Source organism: Limimaricola cinnabarinus (assembly GCF_047631075.1).
Taxonomy (GTDB): domain Bacteria; phylum Pseudomonadota; class Alphaproteobacteria; order Rhodobacterales; family Rhodobacteraceae; genus Limimaricola; species Limimaricola cinnabarinus.
Window position 1 is genome coordinate 1 of the sequence record NZ_JBLHYX010000026.1, and the last position, 23,601, is coordinate 23,601.

At 66.2% G+C, this 23,601-nt stretch carries 21 protein-coding genes and 2 pseudogenes; 10 read left to right on the forward strand and 13 right to left on the reverse strand.

All coding sequences use genetic code 11. From position 1 onward, the window contains the following. Window positions 1–245: electron transfer flavoprotein subunit alpha/FixB family protein (locus ACJASC_RS15820; RefSeq protein WP_415146849.1), on the forward strand; the 245-nt coding region annotated here is incomplete at its 5' end. Window positions 246–383: 138 nt separating this feature from the next. On the opposite strand, the gene ACJASC_RS15825 is transcribed toward ACJASC_RS15820, so the two are convergent. From ACJASC_RS15825 to ACJASC_RS15855, 7 genes are read right to left on the reverse strand one after another with little or no spacing between them, the layout of a single operon-like run. Beyond that, window positions 384–1,145 (reverse strand): enoyl-CoA hydratase/isomerase family protein, encoded by a 762-nt coding sequence (locus ACJASC_RS15825; protein WP_415146850.1) that lies wholly within the window; start codon window positions 1,143–1,145, stop codon window positions 384–386. Next, window positions 1,142–2,005: a MaoC/PaaZ C-terminal domain-containing protein gene (locus ACJASC_RS15830; protein ID WP_415146851.1), complete on the reverse strand. Its 864-nt coding sequence runs from the start codon at window positions 2,003–2,005 to the stop codon at window positions 1,142–1,144. The genes ACJASC_RS15825 and ACJASC_RS15830 overlap by 4 nt, the downstream gene beginning before the upstream one ends. Beyond that, window positions 1,995–4,112 carry an acetate--CoA ligase family protein gene (locus ACJASC_RS15835; RefSeq protein WP_415146852.1) on the reverse strand — a complete coding sequence of 706 codons (2,118 nt, stop codon included), beginning with the start codon at window positions 4,110–4,112 and terminating at the stop codon, window positions 1,995–1,997. The genes ACJASC_RS15830 and ACJASC_RS15835 overlap by 11 nt, the downstream gene beginning before the upstream one ends. Next, on the reverse strand, window positions 4,109–5,263 hold the full coding sequence (locus ACJASC_RS15840; protein ID WP_415146853.1) for a thiolase: 1,155 nt from the start codon (window positions 5,261–5,263) through the stop codon (window positions 4,109–4,111). Before ACJASC_RS15840 ends, ACJASC_RS15835 begins: the two co-directional genes overlap by 4 nt. Then, window positions 5,260–5,640 (reverse strand): Zn-ribbon domain-containing OB-fold protein, encoded by a 381-nt coding sequence (locus tag ACJASC_RS15845; protein WP_415146854.1) that lies wholly within the window; start codon window positions 5,638–5,640, stop codon window positions 5,260–5,262. Before ACJASC_RS15845 ends, ACJASC_RS15840 begins: the two co-directional genes overlap by 4 nt. Window positions 5,641–5,658: 18 nt before the next feature. Further along, the gene (locus tag ACJASC_RS15850; protein WP_415146855.1) at window positions 5,659–6,078 is read right to left on the reverse strand and encodes a PaaI family thioesterase; all 420 of its coding nucleotides are present in this window, start codon (window positions 6,076–6,078) and stop codon (window positions 5,659–5,661) included. A gap of 2 nt (window positions 6,079–6,080) precedes the next feature. After that, window positions 6,081–7,247 (reverse strand): acyl-CoA dehydrogenase family protein, encoded by a 1,167-nt coding sequence (locus tag ACJASC_RS15855; RefSeq protein ID WP_415146856.1) that lies wholly within the window; start codon window positions 7,245–7,247, stop codon window positions 6,081–6,083. A 158-nt stretch (window positions 7,248–7,405) separates the two neighbouring features. Between ACJASC_RS15855 and ACJASC_RS15860 the strand changes: the two genes are divergently transcribed. From ACJASC_RS15860 to ACJASC_RS15890, 7 genes and pseudogenes are all read left to right on the forward strand, one after another. Next, window positions 7,406–8,326, forward strand: coding sequence for an SDR family oxidoreductase (locus ACJASC_RS15860; RefSeq protein WP_415146857.1), 921 nt, complete (start codon window positions 7,406–7,408; stop codon window positions 8,324–8,326). A 395-nt stretch (window positions 8,327–8,721) separates the two neighbouring features. Further along, on the forward strand, window positions 8,722–9,810 hold the full coding sequence (locus ACJASC_RS15865) for an alcohol dehydrogenase (RefSeq protein ID WP_415146858.1): 1,089 nt from the start codon (window positions 8,722–8,724) through the stop codon (window positions 9,808–9,810). A 21-nt stretch (window positions 9,811–9,831) separates the two neighbouring features. Next, window positions 9,832–10,977, forward strand: coding sequence for a C4-dicarboxylate TRAP transporter substrate-binding protein (locus ACJASC_RS15870; RefSeq protein WP_415146859.1), 1,146 nt, complete (start codon window positions 9,832–9,834; stop codon window positions 10,975–10,977). Between the two features lie 55 nt (window positions 10,978–11,032). After that, window positions 11,033–11,584 (forward strand): TRAP transporter small permease, encoded by a 552-nt coding sequence (locus ACJASC_RS15875; protein ID WP_415146860.1) that lies wholly within the window; start codon window positions 11,033–11,035, stop codon window positions 11,582–11,584. Next, window positions 11,577–12,884 (forward strand): TRAP transporter large permease, encoded by a 1,308-nt coding sequence (locus tag ACJASC_RS15880; RefSeq protein WP_415146861.1) that lies wholly within the window; start codon window positions 11,577–11,579, stop codon window positions 12,882–12,884. The genes ACJASC_RS15875 and ACJASC_RS15880 overlap by 8 nt, the downstream gene beginning before the upstream one ends. Then, window positions 12,881–14,341: an NAD-dependent succinate-semialdehyde dehydrogenase gene (locus tag ACJASC_RS15885; protein ID WP_415146862.1), complete on the forward strand. Its 1,461-nt coding sequence runs from the start codon at window positions 12,881–12,883 to the stop codon at window positions 14,339–14,341. The genes ACJASC_RS15880 and ACJASC_RS15885 overlap by 4 nt, the downstream gene beginning before the upstream one ends. Before the next feature lie 458 nt (window positions 14,342–14,799). Continuing rightward, window positions 14,800–15,749 (forward strand): annotated as a pseudogene (locus tag ACJASC_RS15890) (tyrosine-type recombinase/integrase). A gap of 44 nt (window positions 15,750–15,793) precedes the next feature. On the opposite strand, the gene ACJASC_RS15895 reads toward ACJASC_RS15890, so the two are convergent. From ACJASC_RS15895 to ACJASC_RS15910, 4 genes are all read right to left on the reverse strand, one after another. Continuing rightward, a complete protein-coding gene (locus ACJASC_RS15895; RefSeq protein ID WP_415146863.1) occupies window positions 15,794–18,052 on the reverse strand; it encodes a xanthine dehydrogenase family protein molybdopterin-binding subunit in 2,259 nt (752 codons plus the stop codon). After that, window positions 18,052–19,053: an FAD binding domain-containing protein gene (locus ACJASC_RS15900; protein ID WP_415146864.1), complete on the reverse strand. Its 1,002-nt coding sequence runs from the start codon at window positions 19,051–19,053 to the stop codon at window positions 18,052–18,054. The genes ACJASC_RS15895 and ACJASC_RS15900 overlap by 1 nt, the downstream gene beginning before the upstream one ends. A gap of 3 nt (window positions 19,054–19,056) precedes the next feature. Beyond that, window positions 19,057–19,671, reverse strand: coding sequence for a (2Fe-2S)-binding protein (locus tag ACJASC_RS15905; RefSeq protein ID WP_415146865.1), 615 nt, complete (start codon window positions 19,669–19,671; stop codon window positions 19,057–19,059). A gap of 217 nt (window positions 19,672–19,888) precedes the next feature. After that, window positions 19,889–20,215, reverse strand: a complete 327-nt coding sequence (locus tag ACJASC_RS15910) for a hypothetical protein (protein ID WP_415146866.1) — start codon at window positions 20,213–20,215, stop codon at window positions 19,889–19,891. Between the two features lie 134 nt (window positions 20,216–20,349). On the opposite strand from ACJASC_RS15910, the pseudogene ACJASC_RS17425 reads away from it, so the two are divergent. Together ACJASC_RS17425 and ACJASC_RS15915 are read left to right on the forward strand one after the other, a co-directional pair. Further along, window positions 20,350–20,433: pseudogene (locus tag ACJASC_RS17425) on the forward strand (integrase core domain-containing protein); the annotation flags it as partial. A 560-nt stretch (window positions 20,434–20,993) separates the two neighbouring features. Beyond that, a complete protein-coding gene (locus ACJASC_RS15915) occupies window positions 20,994–21,404 on the forward strand; it encodes a CREC-EF hand family protein (RefSeq protein ID WP_415146867.1) in 411 nt (136 codons plus the stop codon). A gap of 108 nt (window positions 21,405–21,512) precedes the next feature. Here ACJASC_RS15915 and ACJASC_RS15920 read toward each other — a convergent pair whose 3' ends face one another. Further along, complete coding sequence (locus tag ACJASC_RS15920; RefSeq protein ID WP_415146876.1) at window positions 21,513–22,736, reverse strand: ABC transporter permease; 1,224 nt, start codon at window positions 22,734–22,736, stop codon at window positions 21,513–21,515. Between the two features lie 5 nt (window positions 22,737–22,741). Next, window positions 22,742–23,548 carry a taurine ABC transporter ATP-binding protein gene (locus ACJASC_RS15925; protein ID WP_415146868.1) on the reverse strand — a complete coding sequence of 269 codons (807 nt, stop codon included), beginning with the start codon at window positions 23,546–23,548 and terminating at the stop codon, window positions 22,742–22,744. Window positions 23,549–23,601: the final 53 nt, after the last annotated feature.

Consider the following 23,601-nt stretch of genomic DNA (forward strand, 5'->3'; position numbering starts at 1 on the left):
CGGCGGTGGATTCAGGGTACGCGCCGAACGACTGGCAGGTCGGTCAGACCGGCAAGGTGGTGGCGCCCGCGCTCTACGTCGCGGTCGGCATCTCGGGCGCGATCCAGCACCTCGCGGGGATGAAGGATTCGAAGGTCATCGTCGCCATCAACAAGGACGAGGAGGCGCCGATCTTCCAGGTCGCCGATTACGGCCTCGTCGCGGATCTGTTCACCGCGCTGCCGGAGCTGACCGAGAAGCTGTAGCACGCCGCTCGATCATCGGTGTTCGCAACTGACTGCTGACATGTCGAACCGCGGCAGAAGAAAGGCCCGCTTCTACAGAAGCGGGCCTTTCCTGCATCTACCGACGTGGCGGCAGTGTGCCGGTCGGCTCATTCGCGATCATCGGCCCCGGAACACGGGCCGACGCTTTTCGGCAAAGGCCGCCCGGCCCTCCGCAGCATCGTCGCTGTCGAGCAGCATGGGCTGCAGCGTCGCCTCGTATTCGAGGGCGGCGGCCAGATCCCGCGCGAACCAGTCGAGGATGAACTGACGCGGCAGGGCGGCACCTTCAGCCTCCTTCAGCGCCATCTCGCCCGCCATGCGCGCCGCCTCTCCGGGCTCGGCCAGCGCATCGACGATCCCCAGTTCGAGCGCCTCCGGGGCCTCGACAATGCGGTTGCTCAAAAGCAGGTGGCGCGCCCGCGCCGGGCCGATCCGCGCGGGCAGCGTGCTTAGCAGGCCCATGTCGGGCATCAGCGCGATCTTGGTGAACCCCGCGATGAACCGCGCCTCCCGCGAGGCGACGACCGTCGGGCAGGCCAGCGCCAGCGCGAAGCCACCGCCCGCCGCCCAGCCCTCGACCGAGGCCACCAGCGGCTTGGGGAACCGCGCCATCCGGGTCACCATGTCGGCGATGACCGCAAAGCGTTCACGGTGTGCCCCGAGGCTGCGCTCGCCCTGATCGCGGATATCGCCACCGGCCGAGAAATTGCCCCCCGCGCCGGTCAGGACGACTGCGCGTACGTTGTCATCCGTCGCGGCCTCGCCCAGTGCCGCGCAAAGCTCGGCCCGGCTGTGATGGGCGATCGGGTTGCGCCGGTCGGGCTCGTTCAGGGTGATCCTGCGCAGCCCCTCGCCGCCCGTCTCGATGTCGATGCTCATGATGCCTGCCTGTGCTTGAACAGCCCGTTGTCGATGGCGAGGATGTCGCGCTCCAGCACGCGGGTCCGGAACGAGCCGTCGGTCCAGATTTCGGTGCGCAGCGTCTCGCCCGGATAGACCGCCGCGGTGAAACGCGCGTCCATCGCGCCGAAGCGCGCGGCGTCGTAGTCGCACAGCACCGCCAGCAGCCCATGCGCGGCAAAGCCGAAGCTGCACAACCCGTGCAGGATCGGACGCTCGAAGCCCGAGCGGGCGGCGACGCGCGGATCGAGATGCAGCGGGTTGGGATCGGCGTTCCAGCGGTAGGACAGCGCCTGCTCGGGCCGGGTGGGCGTGTCGAACACATGGTCCGGCGCGGTATCGGGCAGGCGGTGCGCCGGTTTCACCGGCCCCGATGGGCCGCCAAAGCCGCCATCGCCGCGCAGGAAGGTCGTGCCCCGGCAGGTCGCCAGACAGTCGCCGCTTTCGGCCTCAAGGATCCGCTTTTCATAATAGAGCAGCGCGCCGCGCCCCTCGCCCTTGTCGACGAGCCCGGTGACGCGGGTCTTGGCGGTGATGCTGGCCGTGGCGGGGATGGTCTTGTGAATGGTGAGGCCCTGTTCGCCATGCACCAGCCGGAGCGCATCGACCCCGGTTTCAGGGTTTGAGAGCCAGAAGCCGGGATGACCGAGCACGTTGACGATCGCGGGCATGGCGCGGATGTCGTCTGCCAGCGCCCCGACATAAGCCAGCTGGCGCATGTCCATCGGGTCCTGCCCCAGCCCCACGGTCAGCCCGAAGCGCGCCACCTCCTCCGGCCCGTAGCTTTGCCGCACCTGCGGAATGTCGAAATTCATCAGGTGGTCATGATCAATGGCCATCGGCGCGCGCCTCCCCTGCGTTAAGCTCGATGACCGCGTCGAGCGCATAGGCCCCCTGCCCCTCCGGCATCGCGAGAACCGGGTTGAGATCGATCGAGGCCAGCCTGTCCCCCGCGGCGGCCGCAAAAAGCGACAGCTTCGACAGCATCTCGGCCAGCGCGTCGATATCGGCGGGCGCGGTGCCGCGCGCGCCCCGAAGGATCGCGGCGCCGCGGATCGACAGGATCATCTCCCGCGCCGTGGCGGCATCGAAAGGACAGGCGCGCAGCGCCACATCGTTCAGAAGCTCGACGAAGATCCCGCCGAGCCCGAAGACCGCCACCGGCCCGAAGGTCGGATCGCGGTTGATCCCCATCAAGCATTCGACCCCTCCCGTCAGCTGTTTGGCGACGAGAACGCCGGTCACCTTGGCCTCGGGGGCGTGGTCTTTCGCGGCCTCCAGGACTTCGGCATGGGCCGCGCGAACCGCCTGCGCATCGCCAAGCCCGAGCTTCACCGCGCCGATATCCGACTTGTGCAGGATATCCGGCGACAGGATCTTCATCACCACCGGATAGCCGAAGGCCTCTGCCGCCGCGATCGCGGCATCAGCGCTTTGCACCGCCTGTTCGGGGGCGGCCGTGATGCCCGCTTGGGCCAGCAGGCGCTTGGCTTCGGCCTCGTCGAGGCCTTGGGCGGGCAGGGTCACCGGCTCGGGTATGGGCGGCACAGTGCGGGGCGCGTCCTGCGCCGCGCCGAGCCGCAGCAGCGCGTCCAGCGCGCGCACCGCGCGGCAGGGATCGTTGAACACGAGGATGCCCGCCTCGTCGTAGCGGTGCAGCACCTGCGGGTCCCCGAGGGCGCAGAAGGCGATGATGCGGTCAGGATAGGCGGCGCGCAGAGGGGCCATCGCCTCGAGAATAACGTCCGACATGGACCGGCTTCCCGCGACATAGGTGAAAAAGCACAGCACCGCGCCGTAGCCGCCCTCTTCGAGGGCCGCGCGGGTAAACTGCTCCAGAAGCGCGGGCTCGTTGAGCGCCTGCGCCGTGCAGTCGAGCGGGTTGACGGCGGAAGCGTAGGGCAGCGCCTCCAGCAGCCGGGCCTGCGCGGGCTCCGGCATGGCGGGCATCGGCAGGCCGATGCGCTCGGCCTCGTCGCTGATGACGATCCCCGCGCCGCCGCTGACCGTGACCACCCCGAGGGCATGCTGCTTGGGCCGCACGCCCTTGGAGGCGACATAGGCGATGTCCATCATCGTCTCGGGCTCGGTCAGCATGATCGCGCCGTGATCCGAGAGCACCGCATCCGCGACCACGGCATCGCCGGTGAGCGACGCGGTGTGCGAGGCAGCGGCGCGCGCCCCCACCGCCGAGCGGCCCGATTTCAGCATCAAGACCGGCTTGCCGGCGGCGCGCGCCACGTCGAGCGCCGCCAGCAGCGCAGGCGCGTCGTTGATCGCCTCCATGTAGGTGCAGATCACGTCGATCGCGTCGCTCTCGGCCATCCAGCGGATCGCGTCGGCGACGGTGATGTCGGCCTCGTTGCCGGTGGTGATGAGCACCGAAGCGCCAAGCCCCCGATCCCGCGCCAGAGCGCCCAAATGCGCGCCGAAGGCACCGGACTGGCTGGCGATGCCGATGTTGCCGGGGCGCGGATGCCCGGTATCGAGCGAGGAGGAGAAGGTGCCGAAATAGCCGATGTCCACGTTGTAGACGCCAAGCGTGTTCGGCCCGAGAAGCCGCATGCCGTGCCGTTGCGAGAGCGCCACCAGATCGCGCTGTGCCGCCTCGCCCGCCTCGCCCATCTCGGCAAATCCCGCCGAGAACAGCGTCGCGGTCCGGCATCCCTTGCGGCCGAGCGCCTCGATGGTCTGCGCGACCAGCCGGGCCGGCACCGCGATCAGCGCCGCCTCGGGCGCTTCGGGGAGGGCATCGACGCTGGCGTAGCAGGGCAGGCCCTGAACCGTGTCGCGCTTGGGGTTGACCGGAAGGATGCGCCCCTCGTAGCCCGCCCTGAGCATGGCCGCGATCGGGCGGCCGCCGATCCGGGTCGGATCGTCGGAGGCGCCGATGATGGCCACGGATTTCGGGGCGATCAGCCCGTCGATATGCGAAAGACTGGTCACAGGACGGCCTCCGATCCGAGAATTGCGGTGCATTGGCTCGACAGGGTGCCGCCGTTGCCGTGGCACAGCGCGAGGTCGCAATCGGCGATCTGGCGCTCGCCCGCTTCGCCGCGGATCTGCGCCACCGCCTCGGCGATGAGAAACAGCCCGTACATGCCGGGGTGCACGCAAGACAGGCCCCCGCCATTGGTGTTGACCGCCAGCTCGCCCCCCGGTGCGATGCGCCCCTCCTGAACGAAGCGCCCTCCCTCGCCCTTGGGACAAAAGCCCAGATCCTCGAGAAACAGGATCGTGTTGATGGTGAAGGCGTCATAGACCATCACCAGATCCATGTCCTTTTGCGTAACCCCGGCCATCCGCATGGCGCGCGGCCCGCTCTCGGCGGCGGCGGTGGTGGTGAGATCGGGCATCGCCACGATCGAGCGGTGATAATTCGCGGCGCCTGCGCCGAGGAAATAGACCGGCTTGCCCGGCAGGTCCCTCGCTCGGTCCGCGCGCACCAGCACGCAGGCCGCGGCCCCGTCGGTGACGAGGCAGCAATCGGCCTTGCTCAGCGGGTCCGAGATCATCCGCGCCGACATCACCTCGTCCTTGGTGAGCGGTCCGCGGGCGAAGGCCTCGGGATTGAGGTTGGCCCAGCTGCGCGCGGCCAGCGCCACATCCGCCAGATCCTCGCGCCGCGTGCCGTATTGGGCCATGTGCCGGCTCGTGGCCAACGCATAGGCGGTGATCGGGTGGCGCGGATTGTAGGGGGTCTCGTGCCACTGCGGCTCGCTCATCGACACGAGCCGCCCGCCCGCCGTGCGCTGGTTCGAGCCGTAGCAGACCAGCGCCGCGTCGCACAGCCCGGCCTCGAGCGCCAGCGTGGCCTGCAGCAGGTGCATCTCGAAGCTGGAGCCCCCGACGTTGGTGGCGTCGAAGAACCTTGGCCTGAGCCCGAGATATTCGACAACGCTCATGGTCGGGAAGGCATGGCTGCTGGTCGCGGCGAAGACGCCGTCTATGTCCTGCAGCTTCAACCCGGCCTCAGCGACGGCCTTGACCGCCGCCTGCCCCAGAAGCTCCATCGCCGAAAACCCCGGCGCCGCACCCATGCCAGCGGTGGCCATGCCGACGATGGCACTCTTGCCCCGAAGGTCCTCCGCGCTCATGCCGCGCCCTCGCCCGCGAGGTCGAAGACGACGCGAGGCGCGTCCCCGGCATCCTCGATCCGTGCCCTGACCCTCGCGCCGATCTCGGCGGTTTCCACCTGGGGCAGCGTCGACATCATGCGCACGCCCTCCTCGAGCTCGATCAGTGCGACGTTGTAGTCGCCCGCGCGCGCACGGTTCACAGTGATCGCATAGACCGTCCCGGTGCCCTTGGCCGCGACCCATTCGAGGTCCGTGGCACCGCTCGGCGATGTCACCTTGGGCCAGAACACGTATTCCCCCGTGCTCGCGGCGCGCTGGATCATGAACCGCCCCGCCGCCAGATGCGCCTCATAGGCGGCCTGCGGCCCAAGCTTCGCGATTTCAGTTTCGGTCATTCGTCCCTCCCCTTCGTCTCAGTCTTTCCAGCCCAGAAACAGATGCGTCTGCGAGGTCGAGCCGACGATCTTGCCGTCCCCGCGCGTCAGCGTGACCTGAAGCACCACCGTGCTGCGCCCCACGTGGACCGGCGCGCAGCGCGCGGTGACCGTGTCGCCGATCTTGACCGGACGGATGAAGTTGGTCTTCGCCTCGACCGTGGTGTTGGAGATCTCGGCGGGGCTGTTGATGAAAGACGCGGTGCCCGCCGCCGTGTCGGCCAGCGTCATCATCGCGCCGCCATGCAGCACGCCGTTGCGGTTGCCCATCGCCTCGGTCACCCGCATTTGGCACACGACCTCCTCGGGTGTGCAGGTCACGATCTCGATCCCCAGCAGCGCCGAGAACGCGGATTGCGGCGGCATCTCGTCAAAGCTGCGGGGCAAATGCGCGGCCATGCTCAGCCCGCCCTCTGCGCCAGCGTGCGGCGCGCAATGACGAGCTGCTGGATCTGGCTGGTGCCCTCGTAGATCCGCAGCAGCCGGATATCGCGGTAGAGCCGCTCGATATCGTATTCCGCCATGTAGCCCGCGCCGCCATGGATCTGCAGCGCCCGGTCGGCGATGCGCCCGGCGGCCTCGGTACAGAAATACTTGGTGCAGGAGGCCTCGAGGATGGCCTTGCCCTCGCGGTCGAAGGTGTCGGCCGTGGCCCGGACGAGCGCGCGTGCCGCCTGCAGCTCGGCCTGACAATCGGCGATCATGCCCTGCACCAGCTGATGCTCTCCAATCGGCTTGCCGAACTGGCGGCGCTCCAGCGCGTAATCGGTGGCGATGTCGAGCATGCGCTGGCTCTGGCCCACCGCCATCGCGCCCACATGGATGCGGCCCCGGTCCAGAACCTTCATCGCGGTGCGAAAGCCCTGATGCAGCCGCTCCGGCCCGCCCAGGATCGCGCTTTCGGGCACGCGCACGTTCTCGAAGATCACGTCCGAGGTCTTGGTGCCGCGCTGGCCGAGCTTGCGGTCGGGCTTGGCCACGGTGATGCCGGGCGTGTCCGCGGGCACGATGAAGGCCGAGACCCCGTCGGCGCCGGGCTTTTCGGCATCCGTCCGCGCAAAGACGGTGAACACCCCGGCGCGCACGGCATTGGTGATGTAGCGCTTGGTGCCGTTGATGATGAAATCATCGCCGTCGCGCCTGGCCGAAGTACGGATGCCGCCCGCGTCCGAGCCATGGTCGGGCTCGGTCAGTGCAAACGAGGCGATCACTTCGCCGCTCGCCACGCCGGGGAGCCATTGCTCCTTTTGCGCCTGCGTGCCGTCCATGACGATCCCCTGCGAGCCGATGCCGACATTCGTGCCGATCAGCGAGCGGAAGGTTAGCGAGGCGTAGCATAGCGCCTCGATCAGCCGCGCCTCCTGCGGCACGTTCAGGCCGATGCCGCCGAACTCCTCGGGCGTGGACAGCCCGAAAAGCCCCATCTCCTTCATCTCGGTCACGATCTCCTCGGGGATCGCGTCCTCCTCTTCGACCCGGCGCTCCGCCGGAATCAGCCGTTCGCGGGCGAAACGACCCACCGTTTCCACGAGCTGCTCGAAGACATCGTCGTCCACACCTGTCGCCATGGTTGGTCCTCCCCTTGGCACGAACTGCATCCTCCCTTGTTCTACAGATTGTATTCTGTATAGTAAATGATATTCTGATAGGGGAATAATGTGATGCGGTCAGGTTCGAGGCCGTGCCCCTCGAGAAACCACTCGAAACACACACGAACGGAGGAGATATGCCCGACATGAAACCCCTCAATGGCAAGGTCATGCTGGTGACCGGTGCCGGCAACGGCATCGGTCGCGCCATCGCGATGGAGGCCGCAAGAGCCGGGGCGCAAGTCGTCGTCAACGACATCGGCGCATCTCTCGAAGGCCAGCGCGAGTCCAGCGCCGCGGCACAGGACACCGTGGCCGAGATCGAAAGATCGGGTGGCGTCGCCGTCGCCAATGGCGACGATGTCTCGGACCCCGAAGGTGCGAAGAACATGGTGCAACAGGCCGTCAGCGTCTTTGGCCGCCTCGACAGCGTGGTCAACAATGCGGGCATCCTGCGCGACTGTTTTTTCCACAAGATGACCTACGAGGACTTCGACGCTGTCGTGAAAGTGCATCTCTACGGCACCTTCAACGTCAGCCGGGCCGCGTCGGAGGTGATGCGCGAACAGAACTCCGGCAGCCTGATCCACATGACCTCGACCTCCGGCCTGATCGGCAACCTCGCACAGGCCAACTATTCCGCCGCAAAGCTCGGTATCGCGGCGCTGTCGAAATCCATGGCGCTCGATCTGAGGCGCTGGAACATCCGCTCGAACTGCATCGCCCCCTTCGCCTGGAGCCGCATGACCTCCTCGATCAAGGTCGACACCCCCGAGCAGCAGGAGCGCGTCGATCGGATGAAGGAAATGAAGCCCGAAAAGATCGCGCCGGTCGCGCTCTATCTCGCCTCGGACGAAGGCGCCGAGACCACGGGCCAGATCTTTGCGGTGCGCAACAACGAGATCTTCTTGATGTCCCAGCCGCGTCCGGTGCGGGCCGTCCATCGCGGCGAAGGCTGGGACATCGACAGCGTGACGCGCCATGCGATGGCTTCGCTGAAATCGAGCTACGTGCCACTCGACGTCTCAGCCGACGTGTTCAACTGGGATCCGGTTTGAGCCCACAAAAGGCGACGACGCCAGCCGCTCCCGGAGGTTTTCTGCGGGGGCGTGTCCTATGGCTTACGCATGACTCCGAAGGAAACCCGCGCCCGACCAGCAGGCCGTTTCGGAGAACTCTGCGGTTTTTAACAAAAAATCAGAGACTTGCTCACATACCCGAGATGCCGACGTCAATTAAAGACCGACGCCTTTATTCTCCTGTCAGAAAGCAATTCCCCATAAAGAATATTTCGGCTAGGGTTTTGAAAGAGGAGATTCGTCTGCCTTCCGCCATAGGAGGCCGCTGAAAGGCGGTGGCGCGTAGGAGCGAGATGAGACACGGTCCGGACCCCTTCAAAACGGGAGCAACTCGCATTCGGACCGGAAACCGTCTCCTGTTGGGAGGAGAAATCATGCATTGCCAATGCCTTCGCACCTTTGGTCAAAAATTGGAGGGCGAGCATCGCCCTGATATGACGCCGCAGGGCACCGAAGTCATCCTGCGCGTAACTGCAGCGGGCGTTTGCCATACCGATCTTCACATCCGCGAAGGGGGCTTCGACCTCGGGCATGGACGCCGTATGAACTATGCCGATCGGGGCATGTCTCTGCCGGTCATCGCCGGGCACGAGGTCACTGGAAACGTCGAAGCCGTGGGGCCCGAGGCCGGCGAGATCGACACGACCACACCTTATGCCATCTACCCTTGGAGCGGCTGCAGCAGCTGCGCCACCTGCGCTGCCGGCAACGAACAACTCTGCGCCACTCCGGCGTTCATGGGCGTCCATCGGGACGGCGGCTATGCCAGCCATATCCGTGTACCCCATCCCCGATACCTGTTCGACGCCAGCGGCCTCGCGCCGGAAATAGCTGCTCCCCTCGCGTGCTCGGGTCTCACGACCTTTGCCGCGCTGAAGAAGATCTCGGAGACCTCGGGCAAGCAGCCCCCCGTCCTAATCGGCGCCGGCGGGCTTGGGCTCATGTGCCTGCAACTGCTGCAGGCTCAGAACCTCATGATGCCGGTGGTGGTCGACATAGCGGCGGACAAGCGCGCGGCAGCGCTCGAAGCAGGCGCCATTGCCGCAGTAGATCCGACCGAAGCGGACGCGGTCGCCAAAGTTCACGCAGCCTGCGGCGGCGCGCCGCTCGCCGTCATTGATTTCGTAGGCGCGGAGCCCACGGCCGAATTCGCGATGAACGTGGTAGGCAAGGGCGGCACGATCATCGTCGTCGGCTTGTTCGGCGGCGCCGCGCCCTGGCCGCTGCCGATGCTGCCGCTCAAATCCGTGACAGTGCGTGGCAGCTACACCGGATCGCTCACCGAATTCGGCGAACTCATGGCGCTCGCCCGGCAGGGTCATATCCGCCCCATCCCAACCCGGCGCTACCCGCTCGAGGCCGCCGACGATGTGCTGAACGAGCTGCAGGAGGGCAGGATCATCGGTCGTGCCATCCTCGAGGCTGACCAAACGTCGAAGGGCCCCGAAGCGGCCGCCGATTGATAACAGTGGAGGAGAAGCATCATGAAGACCTACAAGGGATTGGCACTTTCGGTATCGTTGGTGTGCGCGATGGGGTTGCCCGGCACGCTACAGGCGGAAACCCTGCGCTATGCCATCGGCTTTCCGCCGGGCGGCGCCGCGACCGAAGGCGTTGGAGAGTTCAATGAGCGGCTGAAGGCCGAGACGGATCTCGAACTCAAGGTCTACGAGCTGTCGCTGCTCGACCTTAAGGAAACCCCGCCTGGCGTACGTGACGGCATGGCGGATGCCGGATACATCATCACCCCTTATTATCCTGCCGAATTTTCGGAAACTAACCTGCCATCCAACATGTCGATGCTCGTGACGACCGGCAGTTCGACCAAATCCTCCGGTGCCGTGATGGCCGGGGTGATGAGCGAGTATGTCATGCTGCATTGCGACGACTGCCGCCAACAATATACCGCGCAGAACCAAGTCTACCTGGGTGGGATTGGAACGCCGGAGTACGTCCAGCTTTGCACCGCCCCGGTGCGCAGCATCGAAGATATCAAGGGCAAGAAGATGCGCTCCTCAATGGACTCGATGGGGCGTTGGGCCGAGAAGCTGGGTGGCACGAAAGTCTCGCTCCCGGCCAATGACATATACGAGGCGATGTCGCAGGGCGTGGTCGATTGCACCATGATTTCGGCCGCCGAACTCGGCAACCTGCAGCTGTTCGACGTCACGCGCTACATCACGCTGGGCCTCCCCGGTGGCAGCTTCGCCGGTGTCGGCGCGATGAATGTGAACCTTGATACATGGCGCGCGCTCTCGGCAGAGCACCGCGCCGATCTGCTGCGCCTTTCGGCGTTCAACTCCGCCGTGATCACTGTGAAGTACCACGAAGCCTCTGCCAAGGACATCGAGACGGCGCGGGCGAACGGAACCGAGATCATCGAGGCTCCCGCCGACTTGATCCAGGCCACCGAGGAATTCGTGCGCGAAGACGCCGCCGTCATCAAGGCGAGTTTCCAGGATGATTACGGGCTCGAAGATGTCGACGTGAAGTACGACCTTATCGTCGAGCTGATCGAAAAGTGGAAGGGCCTGACCGCGGAAGTCTATGACGACAAGGAAGCGATGACCGACCTTCTGTGGACCGAGGTCTTCTCCAAGGTCGATGCCGAAACCTACGGCATGAAGTGATCCGACCGGTGGGCCGGACAGGCGGCCCACCTTCCTTCAATCTCGGGAAGCCAAAATGCACAGATCTGACAAGGTCCTGCGCGCCCTGATCGCGGCCTATGGCGCAATCGGTGCGGTCGCGATCACCCTGATGATGCTGCACATCACGGCGGACGTCGTCGGCAAATTCGTCTTCAACCGCCCCCTGCCCGGCACGATCCCCATCGTATCGCAGTATTACATGGTCGTCGCCGCCTTCCTGCCTCTCGCCCTCGTCGAGCGACAGACGGGGCACATCTCGGTCGAGATCCTGTACACGGCCTTACCGGCCGGCCTGCGTGCCATCCTCACGATCTTCGCGACCGCCTTGGGAGTCGTCGTCTTCGCTGCCATGAGCTGGGCGTCGTGGGGCGAGGCGGTCAAGAAATACGCGATCGGATCGTTCAGCTACGAACAGGGCGTCAAGGTGGCCGTCTGGCCCTCCTACTTCATCCTGCCCGCCGGCACGGCCCTCCTCACCCTCGTCCTGGTGTGGCGGCTCGTCGCCCAGTTGATGCGGATCGAAGATCCCTCCGCCCTCACACAAGGCGCCGCGCACACCCACGACGAGGGGGCTTCCATTGACTGATATACAAGTCGGTTTCGCCGGCATCGCCATTCTTCTGACGCTCATCGCGCTGCGCGTGCCGATCGCTATCGCGCTGATATCGGTGTCCTTCGTCGGTATATCGACCCTCGTATCGTTCAAGACCGCACTGGGCGCGCTCGGCGTCATCCCTTACAGCTTCACCGCGACATGGCATCTCTCGTCGATCCCAATGTTCGTCCTGATGGGGTTTTTCTGTTATCACGCCGGGCTGACCCAGGGCCTGTTCAAAGCTGCCCGGATGTGGCTTTCCGCCCTACCCGGCGGGCTGGCCGTCGCGGGAGTTCTGGGATGCGCGGGCTTTGCCGCGGTCACCGGCTCCTCGATCGCCTGCGCCGCCTCGATGGGGCGTATCGCGGCGCCCGAAATGCTGCGTTATCGCTATGATGCGGGGCTTGCGACCGGAGCCATCGCCGCCGCTGGAACCATCGGCGCCCTGATCCCGCCGTCGATACTGTTCATCCTCTACGGCATCATCGCGCAGGTCCAGATCGGCCAGCTGTTTCTTGCAGGCTCGGTGATCGGGCTCATTACGGTAGTGGCCTACACGCTGGTGATCGTGATCCGCGTCCTGCTCAATCCCGATCTGGCCCCTGTCGCCGAGGAGGATATCGGCTGGGCCGAGAGATTCGCTTCGCTGCGCGAGGTCTGGCCAGTGCTAGTGCTCGTCTGCGGCGTCTTCGGCGGCCTGTTCGCTGGTGTGTTCACCCCTACCGAAGCTGGCGGGGTCGGTGCCGCCCTTTCGCTGGTCATCGCCTTCGCACGGCGCTCGATTACCCTGCAGGGGATATGGTCATCGCTGATGGAAACGCTGGCGATCTCGTCTTCGATTTTCATCATAGCGGTCGGCGCCAGCATGCTCACGCGGTTTTTCACGTTTTCCGGCGTAAGCGAGTCCATCACCGATCTCGTAGTAGGCTCGGGCATATCGCCCCTGCTGCTGATACTGGCGATCGCCGCGATCTATCTTGTCCTCGGCATGTTCCTCGAGCCCATCGGAGCGATGCTCCTGACCCTGCCGATCCTGCTACCTCTGGTCGAGACTGCGGGGATCGATCGGCTATGGTTCGGAGTTCTCGTCGCCAAGCTTCTGGAGATCGGCATGATCACCCCGCCGATCGGGCTGAACGTCTTCGTGCTGAAGGGGGTGATGGGAGACCGCGTCTCCACTGGCACGATCTTCGCCGGGGTCACCTATTTCATCCTCGCCGACATCGCGATCATCGCGCTGCTTGTCGCCTTTCCCGGCATCATTCTGTTCACGAAGCTCGTGTTGCCGTGACCACCTCCAGTCCGAAGGAAACACCCATGCTCACTGATATCCAACTGTTCATCAACGGCACCTGGCGCGCTTCGGCCGATGGCGCGCGGTCCGAGATCCTCGACCCGGCCACCGGCGATGTCATCGGTCATCACGCCGTGGCCACTCCGACCGATCTGGACGAGGCGGTGAGCGCCTCCGCGGAGGCCTTCAAGGTGTGGCGCAAGACACCCGCTATCGAACGCGCGGCGATCCTGCGCCGGGCAGCCGAGCTGTTGCGCCGGCGTATCGACACGGATGCGCCGGTTCTCACGCTCGAGATGGGCAAACCGCTGGCCGAGGCCAAACTCGAGCTGGGCATGGCCGCCGACCTGCTGGAGTGGTTCTCGCAGGAAGCGCAGCGGATTTATGGCCGTGTCATTCCCGCGCGTGATCCAAACGTCATGCAGCTCGCGCTCAAGCATCCCGTCGGCCCCATCGCAGCCTTCACCCCTTGGAACTTCCCGGTGTCGCAGCTGGTCCGCAAGATCGCCCCCGCGCTTGCTGCCGGTTGCACGGTCGTTGCCAAGCCGCCGGAGGACACGCCAGCCAGCCCTACGATCCTTGCCAACGTGCTGACCGAAGCCGGTTTGCCTGCGGGCGCGCTCAATCTCGTCTACGGCAACCCACCCGAGATCGCCAACCACCTCATCCCGCATCCCGCCATACGCAAGGTGTCCTTCACGGGATCGGTTCCCGTCGGCAAGCAGCTCGCCGCGCTCGCGGGGCAGCACATGAAGCGGATTACCATGGAGCTAGGGGGCCACAGCCCGGTGCTGGTGTTCGACGATGCCGATGTCGAAGCCGCAGCGCGCGATCTGGCAGCGTTCAAGTTCCGCAACGCCGGTCAGGTCTGTATATCGCCGACGCGCATCCTAGTGCAGCGTGGCATCTACGACCGCTTCGTCGCCGCCCTGCGCGCGGAGGCCGAAAAAATCTCGCCCGACGCGGGCATCGAACCGGGCACCTCCATGGGACCGCTCGTCAGCCAGCGCCGCGTCGAGGCCATCACCTCCATCATCGCCGAGGCCGTTGCGGCGGGCGCGACCGTGCTTACTGGCGGCGAGCGTATCGACAGGCCCGGCTACTTCTATCGCCCGACGCTGCTCGAGAATGTTCCACTTGCGGCGCGCATCCAGAACGAGGAGCCCTTCGGCCCGGTCGCCCTGCTGTCGGCCTTCGACGACATCGAGGACGCTGTGGCCGAAGCGAACCGCCTGCCCTACGGGCTGGCAGCCTATGCCTACACGACATCGATTCGAACATCGCAGATCCTGCAAAACGACCTCGAGACGGGCATGCTCGCCATCAACCACACCAAGCTCGCCCTGCCTGAGCTGCCCCTAGGCGGGATCAAGGACTCCGGTTTTGGTTCGGAAGGTGGTCCCGAGGCGATCGAGTCCTACGTGTTCACCAAGGTCGTGACGCAGCTGTCCTGAGGCCGACCTCTGCCGGGGGCTTAAGCGGATCGCCCCGGCGCGTTAGGCTCTTTGGCCGGCACGATACCCTCACATTTGCCACTGCCGCCTCAAGCGCCAGCCGGTCGCGGCATAGGTCCTGCGGCCGGCCGGGTTGAGCCATCAAGGCCTGCAAATGCGCCAGGTCCGCAATCGCGCGGTCCACCGCGTCTTCGAGGCCGGTGGCGCGACCCGCAATCGACCAGACCAGCGGAGCGGGCCAAGGGGACGCGGAAAGGTCGGGGAGCGGAAGCATGGACATGCGGCAGGCGCATCCGGGTCGCGGCGCTTTTAATCGTGTTTCGGCCTGCCATACGTCGCACTTGGCAATGCGCCGTCATGTCCGATAATCTTGGTTTGTCGGACATGAAAATGGTTGGTCACTCGGCATGACCGGATCACATGAAAACCCCGATACGCCGCTCGCCCTGCCCGATTAGATTGCAGGCTCCGGCACGCTCGACCGGCTGGTCGACACCGCGCGAGGCTATGCCGACCAAGCCCGTAGCCGAGAACACCCGGAGGGCCTATACGCGCGACTGGACGGCCCTCGCGCGCTGGTGCCGGCTGAAGGGCGCCGACCCCCTGCCCCCTTCGCCCGAACTGATCGGGCTCTACATCACCGATCTCGCCGCTCCGACCGGCAAGACCCGCGCGCTCTCGGTTGCCTCGATCGAACGCCGACTGGCGGGTCTTTCCTGGGGCTACACGCAGCGCGGCTTCCGGCTCGACCGTCGCAACCGCCACATCGCATCCATTCTCGCCGGCATCCGCCGCTGCCATGCTCGGCTACCGGTGCAGAAGGAGGCAATCGGACCCGACGAGCTTCGGGCGATGCTCGCCACGCTGGGCCACGACCTGCGCGGGCTGCGAGACAGCGCAATGCTGCTGGTGGGCTTTGCCGGGGCGCTGCGACGCTCCGAGATCGTCGGGCTGGTCCGCGATCGCGACGATACCATCGACGGCAGCGGCTGGGTCGAGATCCTCGACGCCGGCGCGCTCGTCGGGCTGCGAGGCAAGACCGGTTGGCGGGAGATCGAGATCGCCCGCGACTCGAGCGCCGCGACCTGCCCGGTGCGGGCGCTGGAGCGCTGGCTGGAGTTCGCGAAGATCGAGTTCGGACCAATTTTCATGTCCGTCAGCCGCGACGATAGCCATGTGCTCGACCGCCGCCTGAGTGACCGTCACGTGGCGCGACTGGTGCAGCGCACGGCGCTGGCCGCTGGCTTGCGTCCCGACCTCCCCGAAGCCGAACGCCGGACGCCCGGCATTCGCTGCGCGCTGGCCTGGCCTCGTCGGCCAAGATCGACGAGGCCACCTGCAGAAACAGCTAGGTCACGCCTCGGCGGAGATGACCCGTCGCTACCAGCGGCCCCGACATCTGGGCTGAAGCCGCCGGGAGCCATTCAAGACATGCGTTGCGCATGGTCTCGGTCAAACGAGGTCGGACATCCGCATCGGGATCTTGCGCAGCCGCTTGCCGGTGGCGTGGTGGATCGCGTTGCCGATCGCGGCGGCCGTGCCGACGATCCCCAGCTCGCCGATCCCCTTCACGCCGAGCGGGTTCACGTAGTCGTCCTGCTCCTCCAGCATCTCGACCCGCACCTCGCGCACATCGGCGTTCACCGGCACGAGATACTCGGCGATGTTGGCGTTGAGGAAACGGGCGCGAGGCAGGTCGACCTCCGTGACCTCGTGCAGCGCCGAGCCGATGCCCCAGACCATGCCGCCCATCAGCTGGCTATGCGCGGTCTTGCGGTTGAGCCACGTGCCCGCGGCGAAGGCGCCGTGCAGCCGCGGCACCCGGATCTCATGGGTCCAGCGGTGAATATGCACCTCGGCGAACTCGGCCCCGAAGGCGAACATCGCCTTTTCGGGCGTCACCGGTCCGGCAACGCCATAGCCGCCCTGATAGGTTAGGCGCAGCGCCTCGTCGGTCAGCGCCGGATGGCGGTATTCGCCCTCTGCCGTGGCCTCGCCGCGCGGGGTCGAGGACAGCGCCTCCAGAAGCGGCTGGCTCTGGCCTTCGGGGCCGCGTAGCACGCCGTCTACGAGCGTGATCCGCTCGGGGTCGACGCCCGAGAAAGGGCTGTCCGACATCTGGCTCACCTCCCGCGCCACCTGTGCTGCGACATTGAGACAGGCCAGATGTACCGCCGATCCCGCAGAGGCGGCGGTGGTCGAGCCGCCGGAGATCGGTGCCAGCGGCAGATGCGCCTCGCCCATCACCACGTCGCAGGCCGAGACCGGCAGCCCGAGCCGGGCGGCGGCGATCTGCGCGAAGATGGTGTAGCTTCCGGTGCCCACGTCATGCGCGGCCAGCTCGATGAAGGCGTGGCCGGTGCCCTGCATCCGCACGCGCGCCGCAGAAGGCGACACGTTGGTCGGATAGGTCGCCGTGGCGCAGCCATAGCCGACCAGCCAGTCGCCGTCGGTCATGCTGCCCACCTCCGGGTTGCGGCCGGCCCAGCCGAAGCTTGCGCTCGCTGCGTCGTAGCACTCCATCAGCGAGCGCGAGGAGAACGGCACCTCGGCCACGGGGTGGGTCTGGGTGTCGTTGACGCGGCGCAGTTCGACCGGGTCCATGCCGAGCTTCAGCGCCAGCTCGTCCATCGCGGATTCAAGCCCGAAGAAGGTCTGCATCTCATTGGGCGCGCGCATGAAGCCGCCGGTGTTGGTGTCCGAGCGCGACAGCCGCTGCTCGGTATGGATGTTGGGGCTGGCATACATCGCCCGCGTCATGTGGGTGCCGGGGTTCACCACCTCGTCGAACTGCGAGGTCTGGGCGATCTCGATATGCTCGAAGGCGGTGAGCTTGCCCGAGGCGTCGGCACCGATCCGGAACTTCTGCACGCTTTCGGGCCGGAAGGTCGCCACCGTGTACATCTGCGGCCGCGTCACGATGAGCCGCACCGGCGCGTTCACCGCCTTGGCGGCGGCGATGGTCAGCATGGTATAGGGCGTGATCCCGGCCTTGGAGCCGAAGGCACCACCGACAAAAGGCGAGACGACGCGGACGCTGGTCTCGGGCAGGCCATAGGCCTTGGAGATCCCATGGCGCAGCGTGCGCACCGATTGCGACGGCATCCAGACCGTCAGCCGGTCGCCGCGCCATTCGGCGGTGGCGGCGAACATCTCCATCGGGTTGTGATGCTGGAACGGTGTCACGTATTCCACGTCGACCGATTGGGCCGCCTCCGACAGGCCCGCCGAGACGTCGCCCCTGGTGACGGTCATGCCCTTGCTGTCTTCGCCCGCGCCGATGACGAAGCTGTCGAAGGGGTCCATGGTGATGCTGGCTTCGCCCTCCTCATAGGTGGGCTCGATCAGCTGCGCGCCGCGCCGGGCTGCCGCCGCCGTCTCGGCCACCACATAGGCGATGGGCTGGCCCGCATAGCGGATCTCGGTCCCCTCCATCGGCCAGAAGCTCGCCGAGCCGGGGCCGCCGGCATAAAAGCCCTTCACCGTCTTGTAGTCGGGCAGGTTGTCATGGGTGAACACCGCGACGACGCCCGGCTCGGCCTCGGCCTTCGAGGTGTCGATGCCGGTGAGCGTGCCGACCGCGATGCGCGAGGTGGCAAGCGCGCCGTGCAGCATGCCTGCGGGCGTGAAATCGGCGGCGTAATGCGCGGCCCCCGTGACCTTGCGCGGCGCATCGGTGCGGGTGACCTCGGTGTTGATCGTCTGGGCCATCAGTTCTCTCCCTTCGCGCGGGCATGGGCAGTCATCAGCGCGCCGGCGACCACATCGGCACCAAGCGGGATCTTGTAGGCGGAGTGCTCCAGCGGCTCGGCATCGGCAAAGGCCACGCGGCCCGCCTCCCGCGCCAGATCCTCGCTGAACACCTCGCCGCGCAGCACGTCTTCGGCGGCGGAGGCGCGCCATGGCACCGACGCGACGCCACCGAGCGCGATCCGCGCATCCTTGACGCTGTCGCCCTCCATCTCCAACCCGACCGCCGCGGAGGCGCTGGCGAAAGCATAGCTCTCGCGGTCGCGCGCCTTGAGGTAATGCGAGCCGCGCATCGCCCCGATCACCGGCACCTCGATCGCGGTGATGATCTCGCCCCTCTCGAGGATCGTCTCGACCTCGGGCGTGTCACCGGGCATGAGGTGCAGGTCGGCAAAGGGAATGGTGCGGCTGCCGCCGGGGCCCATGGTCTTCACCTCGGCATCGAAGGCGATCAGCGCCTGCGCCCAATCGCCGGGATACATGGCCACGCAGCTCTCCGAGCCGCCCAGGATCGCGTGCAGCGAGGTGACGCCGCCATCGAGTGCCGCGCAGCCCGAGCCGGGATCGCGCTTGTTGCACTGCACATAGGCGGTGTCGCGGAAATAGGGGCAGCGGGTGCGTTGCAGCACGTTGCCGCCGAGCCGGGCGGCATGGCGCAGCTGCGGGCTCGCCGCCTTCCAAAGGGCTTCGGTCAGCGCCGGACAGGCGGCCTTCAGCGCGTCGTCGTCACCGACCTCGGCCATGCGGGCCAGCGCGCCAAAGCGCAGCCGGTCGGTGCCGATCTCGTAACCATCGAGTTCGGACAGGCCCGTGATGTCCACGAGCCCGTCAGGCCGCTGAACGTCGAGCCGCATCAGGTCGACCATCGTGGTGCCGCCAGCGAGGACATCGCACCCCTCGGCGCTGGCCATGTCGATCGCCTCAGACAGCGAGCCGGGTCGGAAATATGCGAAGTTGTCCATTCCTCAGCCCTCCTGACCGTCGCGCACGGCCTCGATCGCGGCCACGATGTTGGGATAGGCGCCGCAGCGGCAGAGATTGCCGCTCATGTATTCGCGGATCTCGGCGGCGGAGCCGGCATGGCCCTCGTCGATGCAGGCGATGGCCGAAAGGATCTGGCCCGGCGTGCAATAGCCGCACTGGAACGCGTCCTTCTCGGCGAAGGCGGTCTGCATCGGATGCAGGTTGCCTTCCGGATCGGCGAGCCCCTCTACCGTGGTGATCTCGGCCCCTTCGACGGTGATCGCCAGCGTCAGGCAGGAATTGATCCGGCGGCCGTTCAGCAGGACCGTACAGGCGCCGCACTGGCCGTGGTTGCAACCGATCTTGGTGCCGGTCATGCCGATCGTGTCGCGCAACGCCTCGACCAGCGAGGTGCGCGGCTCGACGGTGATGGTCCGCGTCTTGCCGTTGAGGGTGAAGCTCACCTTGGGGTGCGCATCGGGTGCTACGGCGGGCGCATCCTGCGTCTGGGCCTGTGCCCCTGCGGCAAGACCCGCGCTGGCTGCGGCCACTCCCGAAGATCCGAGAAAGCTCCTTCGGGAGAGCCCGGGGCGAGGCGGGGTCGAGGATTTTACCATTTCGGATCTCCCATCGCTGCTGGCTGACAGGTCAGATAGCGTGCCGAAGGAAGATTTCCGGTGTTCTTTTGGAACCGGCGCGCGACTTCGCCCCTGACATGTGCTGCGGAAAGGTCCGGAAACACCCAACCTCCCATGCAGGGCGATGCCTCAGGGCTCAAACCCATGCGGTAGAAGAAGCTCCGGCCCTCCGAAGGGGGCCGGAGCACGGGTTGCATCAGTAAGCGAACTGGGTCGCTTGTCCGGCCACCACGTACCAGCTGATGAAGAACGCGTTCACCAGAGCGCCGGGCACGTAGCTCGCGGTGCGGCGGCAGCTGTAGGTGCTGATGAGCGCCGCGATCAGCAGCAGCGGCAAGAACTGGAACATGACGATGGTGTTCAGCGGCTCGGACGGCGTCAGCAGCTGACCGGTCGAGAATAGCACCGCGTATTGCAGGGTGAGGAACACCAGAAACCCGCCCATCAATGCCAGCACGTTGAGAAGGTATTCCGCCGCGGCGCTCTGGCCCGCCACTGAAAGGCCGCCGTGCAGCGCCCGCATCGCCAGCAGGAAATACAGGCCGAACGGAACGAGATTGACCGCGCAATGCCAAAGCGCTCGGCCGTCAGCGGCCGCAACCCGACAAAACAGAAGCGCGGATCGGTCTTGAAGAAAAAGTCGAGAACCAGCACCGCGACAACGCCCACATCGAAGCCTTCAGTGCCCGGCTCCGGCAGGAGTGTCTGAACGCCTCATGGTTCCTGTCGACGGCCAACGCATCAATGAGTGAAGGATCGATTGCGATGACCACCGGTCGCATTCGGCGCCGGAAAACTTCACCTCCAGCGCCTCTGCGGCTCAACTCGGATCAGCCCGAAAAGTCACATGGCGCCCGGACCAAGAACGGGTGAAGTCCCGGCTCCTCATGCACCAGGACCGAAACCGGATCACTTGATTGGGGCAGGCCACAACCGCCTGAGCGTCCGGTGAAACGGGGGCAAGACCATGGAGCGTAGATCCGATAACTCGGTCTGGACCGAACTGGTCGCCGGATGCAGTCGTAGAGCAAGGGCGCATGGGGACACTGAATTGTATCCGGCGCACCAGGCGAATGCCTCATTGGACTGCGGGTTGTCACACGGACCTGTGCCCTATCTGGCAAGGGAATGAGCGGTGCGCCCCCGTGGGTCGGGTCTCGGACGTGATGTCGCCGCGCATACATCTTGCGACAATACAGTGCTGTTTCCTGCGCCCGGACTGCGCCATCTGAGGGGCAACCCCGGCGCGGCGCAACGCCGCGAAGACCGGGGGTGACGTTACATTCGCAAGGACGACGAGAATGAAATTCTCAAGCAAGATCGGCATCATCGCCACGATCGCCACCCTGACGGGCATGGCCGCCAGCGCGGCCTTTGCCCAGCAGCCGCCGCGCGAGATGAAGCCACTGCCGCGTGCCGAGGCGCTCAAGATGGCGGGCGAGCGGTTCGACGCCGCCGACGAGAACCACGATGGTCAGTTGAGCGCCGAAGAAGCGCGCGCGGGCCGGCCCGAAGGCCGCCCGCCTGAGGCGCAGGGTCAGGGGCAGAAAAGCAAGCAGCGCCCGGCACTCGAGCGGCAGGGCGCGTTCGGGCCCATATCGCGGGCCGATGCGCTGAAGCGCGAAGCCGAGCGGTTCGACGCCAGCGACAGGAACGGCGATGGCGTGCTCAGCGTCGAGGAACAGCGCGAGGCGCGTCCGCCGCGCAGGTAACGCGTAGCTGGGGCGAGACGCGGGTTCGCATCAAGGCCGCGCTCCCGCAAAAGGCGAAGGCCCGCTCGTGACACGAGCGGGCCTTCGGGCATTTCGGTGGCGGAGGGCTCAGCCACGCCCCTTCCACGGGACCAGCCGGCTCTCGGCCTGTCGCATCAGCATGTCGATGCCAAAGCCGATCAGGCCGATCAGGATGATGCCCATCATCACGATGTCGGTGAGCTGGAACTTCGCGGCGGCGATGATCATCATGCCGGCACCCATCTGCGCCGCGACAAGCTCTGCGGCGACGACGGTGCCCCAGCACACGCCCATCGCCACCCGCGCCCCGGTGAAGATCTCGGGCAGGGAATTGGGCACGATCACGTGGCGCAGGATCTGCCATTTCGACGCGCCGAGCGAATAGGCGGCGTGGATCTTGGAGATCCTGACGCCGGACACCCCCGCCCGCGCCGCGATGGCCATCACCCACAATGCGGCGAGGAACAGCAGCACCACCTTGCCGGTCTCCCAGATCCCGAACCAGATGATGACGAGCGGGATCAGCGCCAGCGGCGGCACCGGGCGCATGAATTCCACGATCGGGTCGAACCAGCCGCGAAACCAGCCCGACAGGCCCATCGCGTAGCCCAGCGGAATCCCCACCAGCGCGCCCAAGCTAAAGCCGGCGAGCACCCGCAGGAGCGAGGCGCCGATATGCTCCCACAGCGAATAGTTCTGGTAGCCATTGGCCATGATCTCGATGTAGCGGCCGACCACGGCTTCAGGCGAGGGCAGCCAGATCGGCTCCATCTGCAGGCCCCTTTCGGCGGCGAAGCTCAGCGTGCCCTTGGCCGTCATCGACACGGTGCCGTCCTCGACCGGCACCGCGCCACCCGGCGCGATCCCGGTGCCGTTGACCGAGACCGCACGCGCGTCGTCCGGCAGCTGGATCAGCTTGTTGCGTCCGCTCTGGACCGCGACAGCGACATCTTCGGATGTCTCGGCCCCGGCAGGAAGCGCTCCGTCCGGGCCGACGGCGATCCGCACGCGCCCGTCGCTGAGCTGCCCGCCTTCGTTCTCGGACTGGTAGGTGAAGGAGGTCTCGCCCGCGAAGGGGCCGGGCACGTGCAGCGGCACCAGCCTGGAGCCGGTAAAGGCACCCCAGAGCAGGAAGATCACCACGACCGAGGCGATGGAGGCGAGGCGATCGGAACGGATCGCGCTTTCGTCGCCGAAGGTTACGGTCTTGAGGCTGCTGAAATCGGCGCGCCGTATCCTGCCGCGCCGCAGCAGACCGGCCAGCGCGGCCGCCAGCACGAAGGCCATCACGTAAACGAGGAGGATTGCGATACCGGTCATGATGCGGGCTCCATGTGACCCATGATTTCTTCTTCCATGTTCCAGATCATCGACAGGATCTCCTCCCGCGTCGTGCCGAAATCGGGATGTTTCTTCACCTCTCTCAGGTCCATTCCGGCCCCCAGCTCGGCAAAGGGAAGGCGGTATTCCTTGTGGATGCGGCCGGGGCGCGGCGCCATGACGATCAGCCGCTCGCCCAACAAGAGCGCCTCCTCGACCGAATGGGTGATCAGCATCACGGTCTTGCCGGTCTCCTTCCACAGCTTGAGGACCAGCGCCTGCATCTTTTCGCGGGTGAGCGCGTCGAGCGCGCCCAACGGCTCGTCCATCAAGATCACGTCCGGGTCGTTGGCAAGGCAGCGGGCCAGCGCCACGCGCTGCTGCATGCCGCCCGACAGCTCGTAGATCGCCTTGTCGCGAAAATCCTTGAGCCCGACGATTTCGAGCAAGCGGTCCACCTCGGGCAGGTAGTCGGACTTGCGGCGCCCGGCCATGCGCGGCCCGAAGGAGACGTTGTCGCGCACGTTCATCCACTCGAACAGCGCGCCTTCCTGGAACACCATGCCGCGTTCGGCGTCGGGGCCGCGCACGGCGTGGCCATTGAGCGTGATCTCGCCCGAGGTGGGCGCGAGAAAGCCCGCCACGATGTTGAGAAGCGTGGTCTTGCCGCAGCCCGACGGTCCGAGGACCGACAGCAGCTCGCCCTTGGCGAGATGCAAGGACACGTCCTGCAGGCCCTGCACGTGGCTTCCATTGGGCAAGTCGAAGCGCATGGAGATGTTGTTCAGCGTCAATCCGGGCATCCGGGCATTCCCTTGTCGGTGGGCAGGGGGAGGGAGGCGCTTTCGCGCCTCCG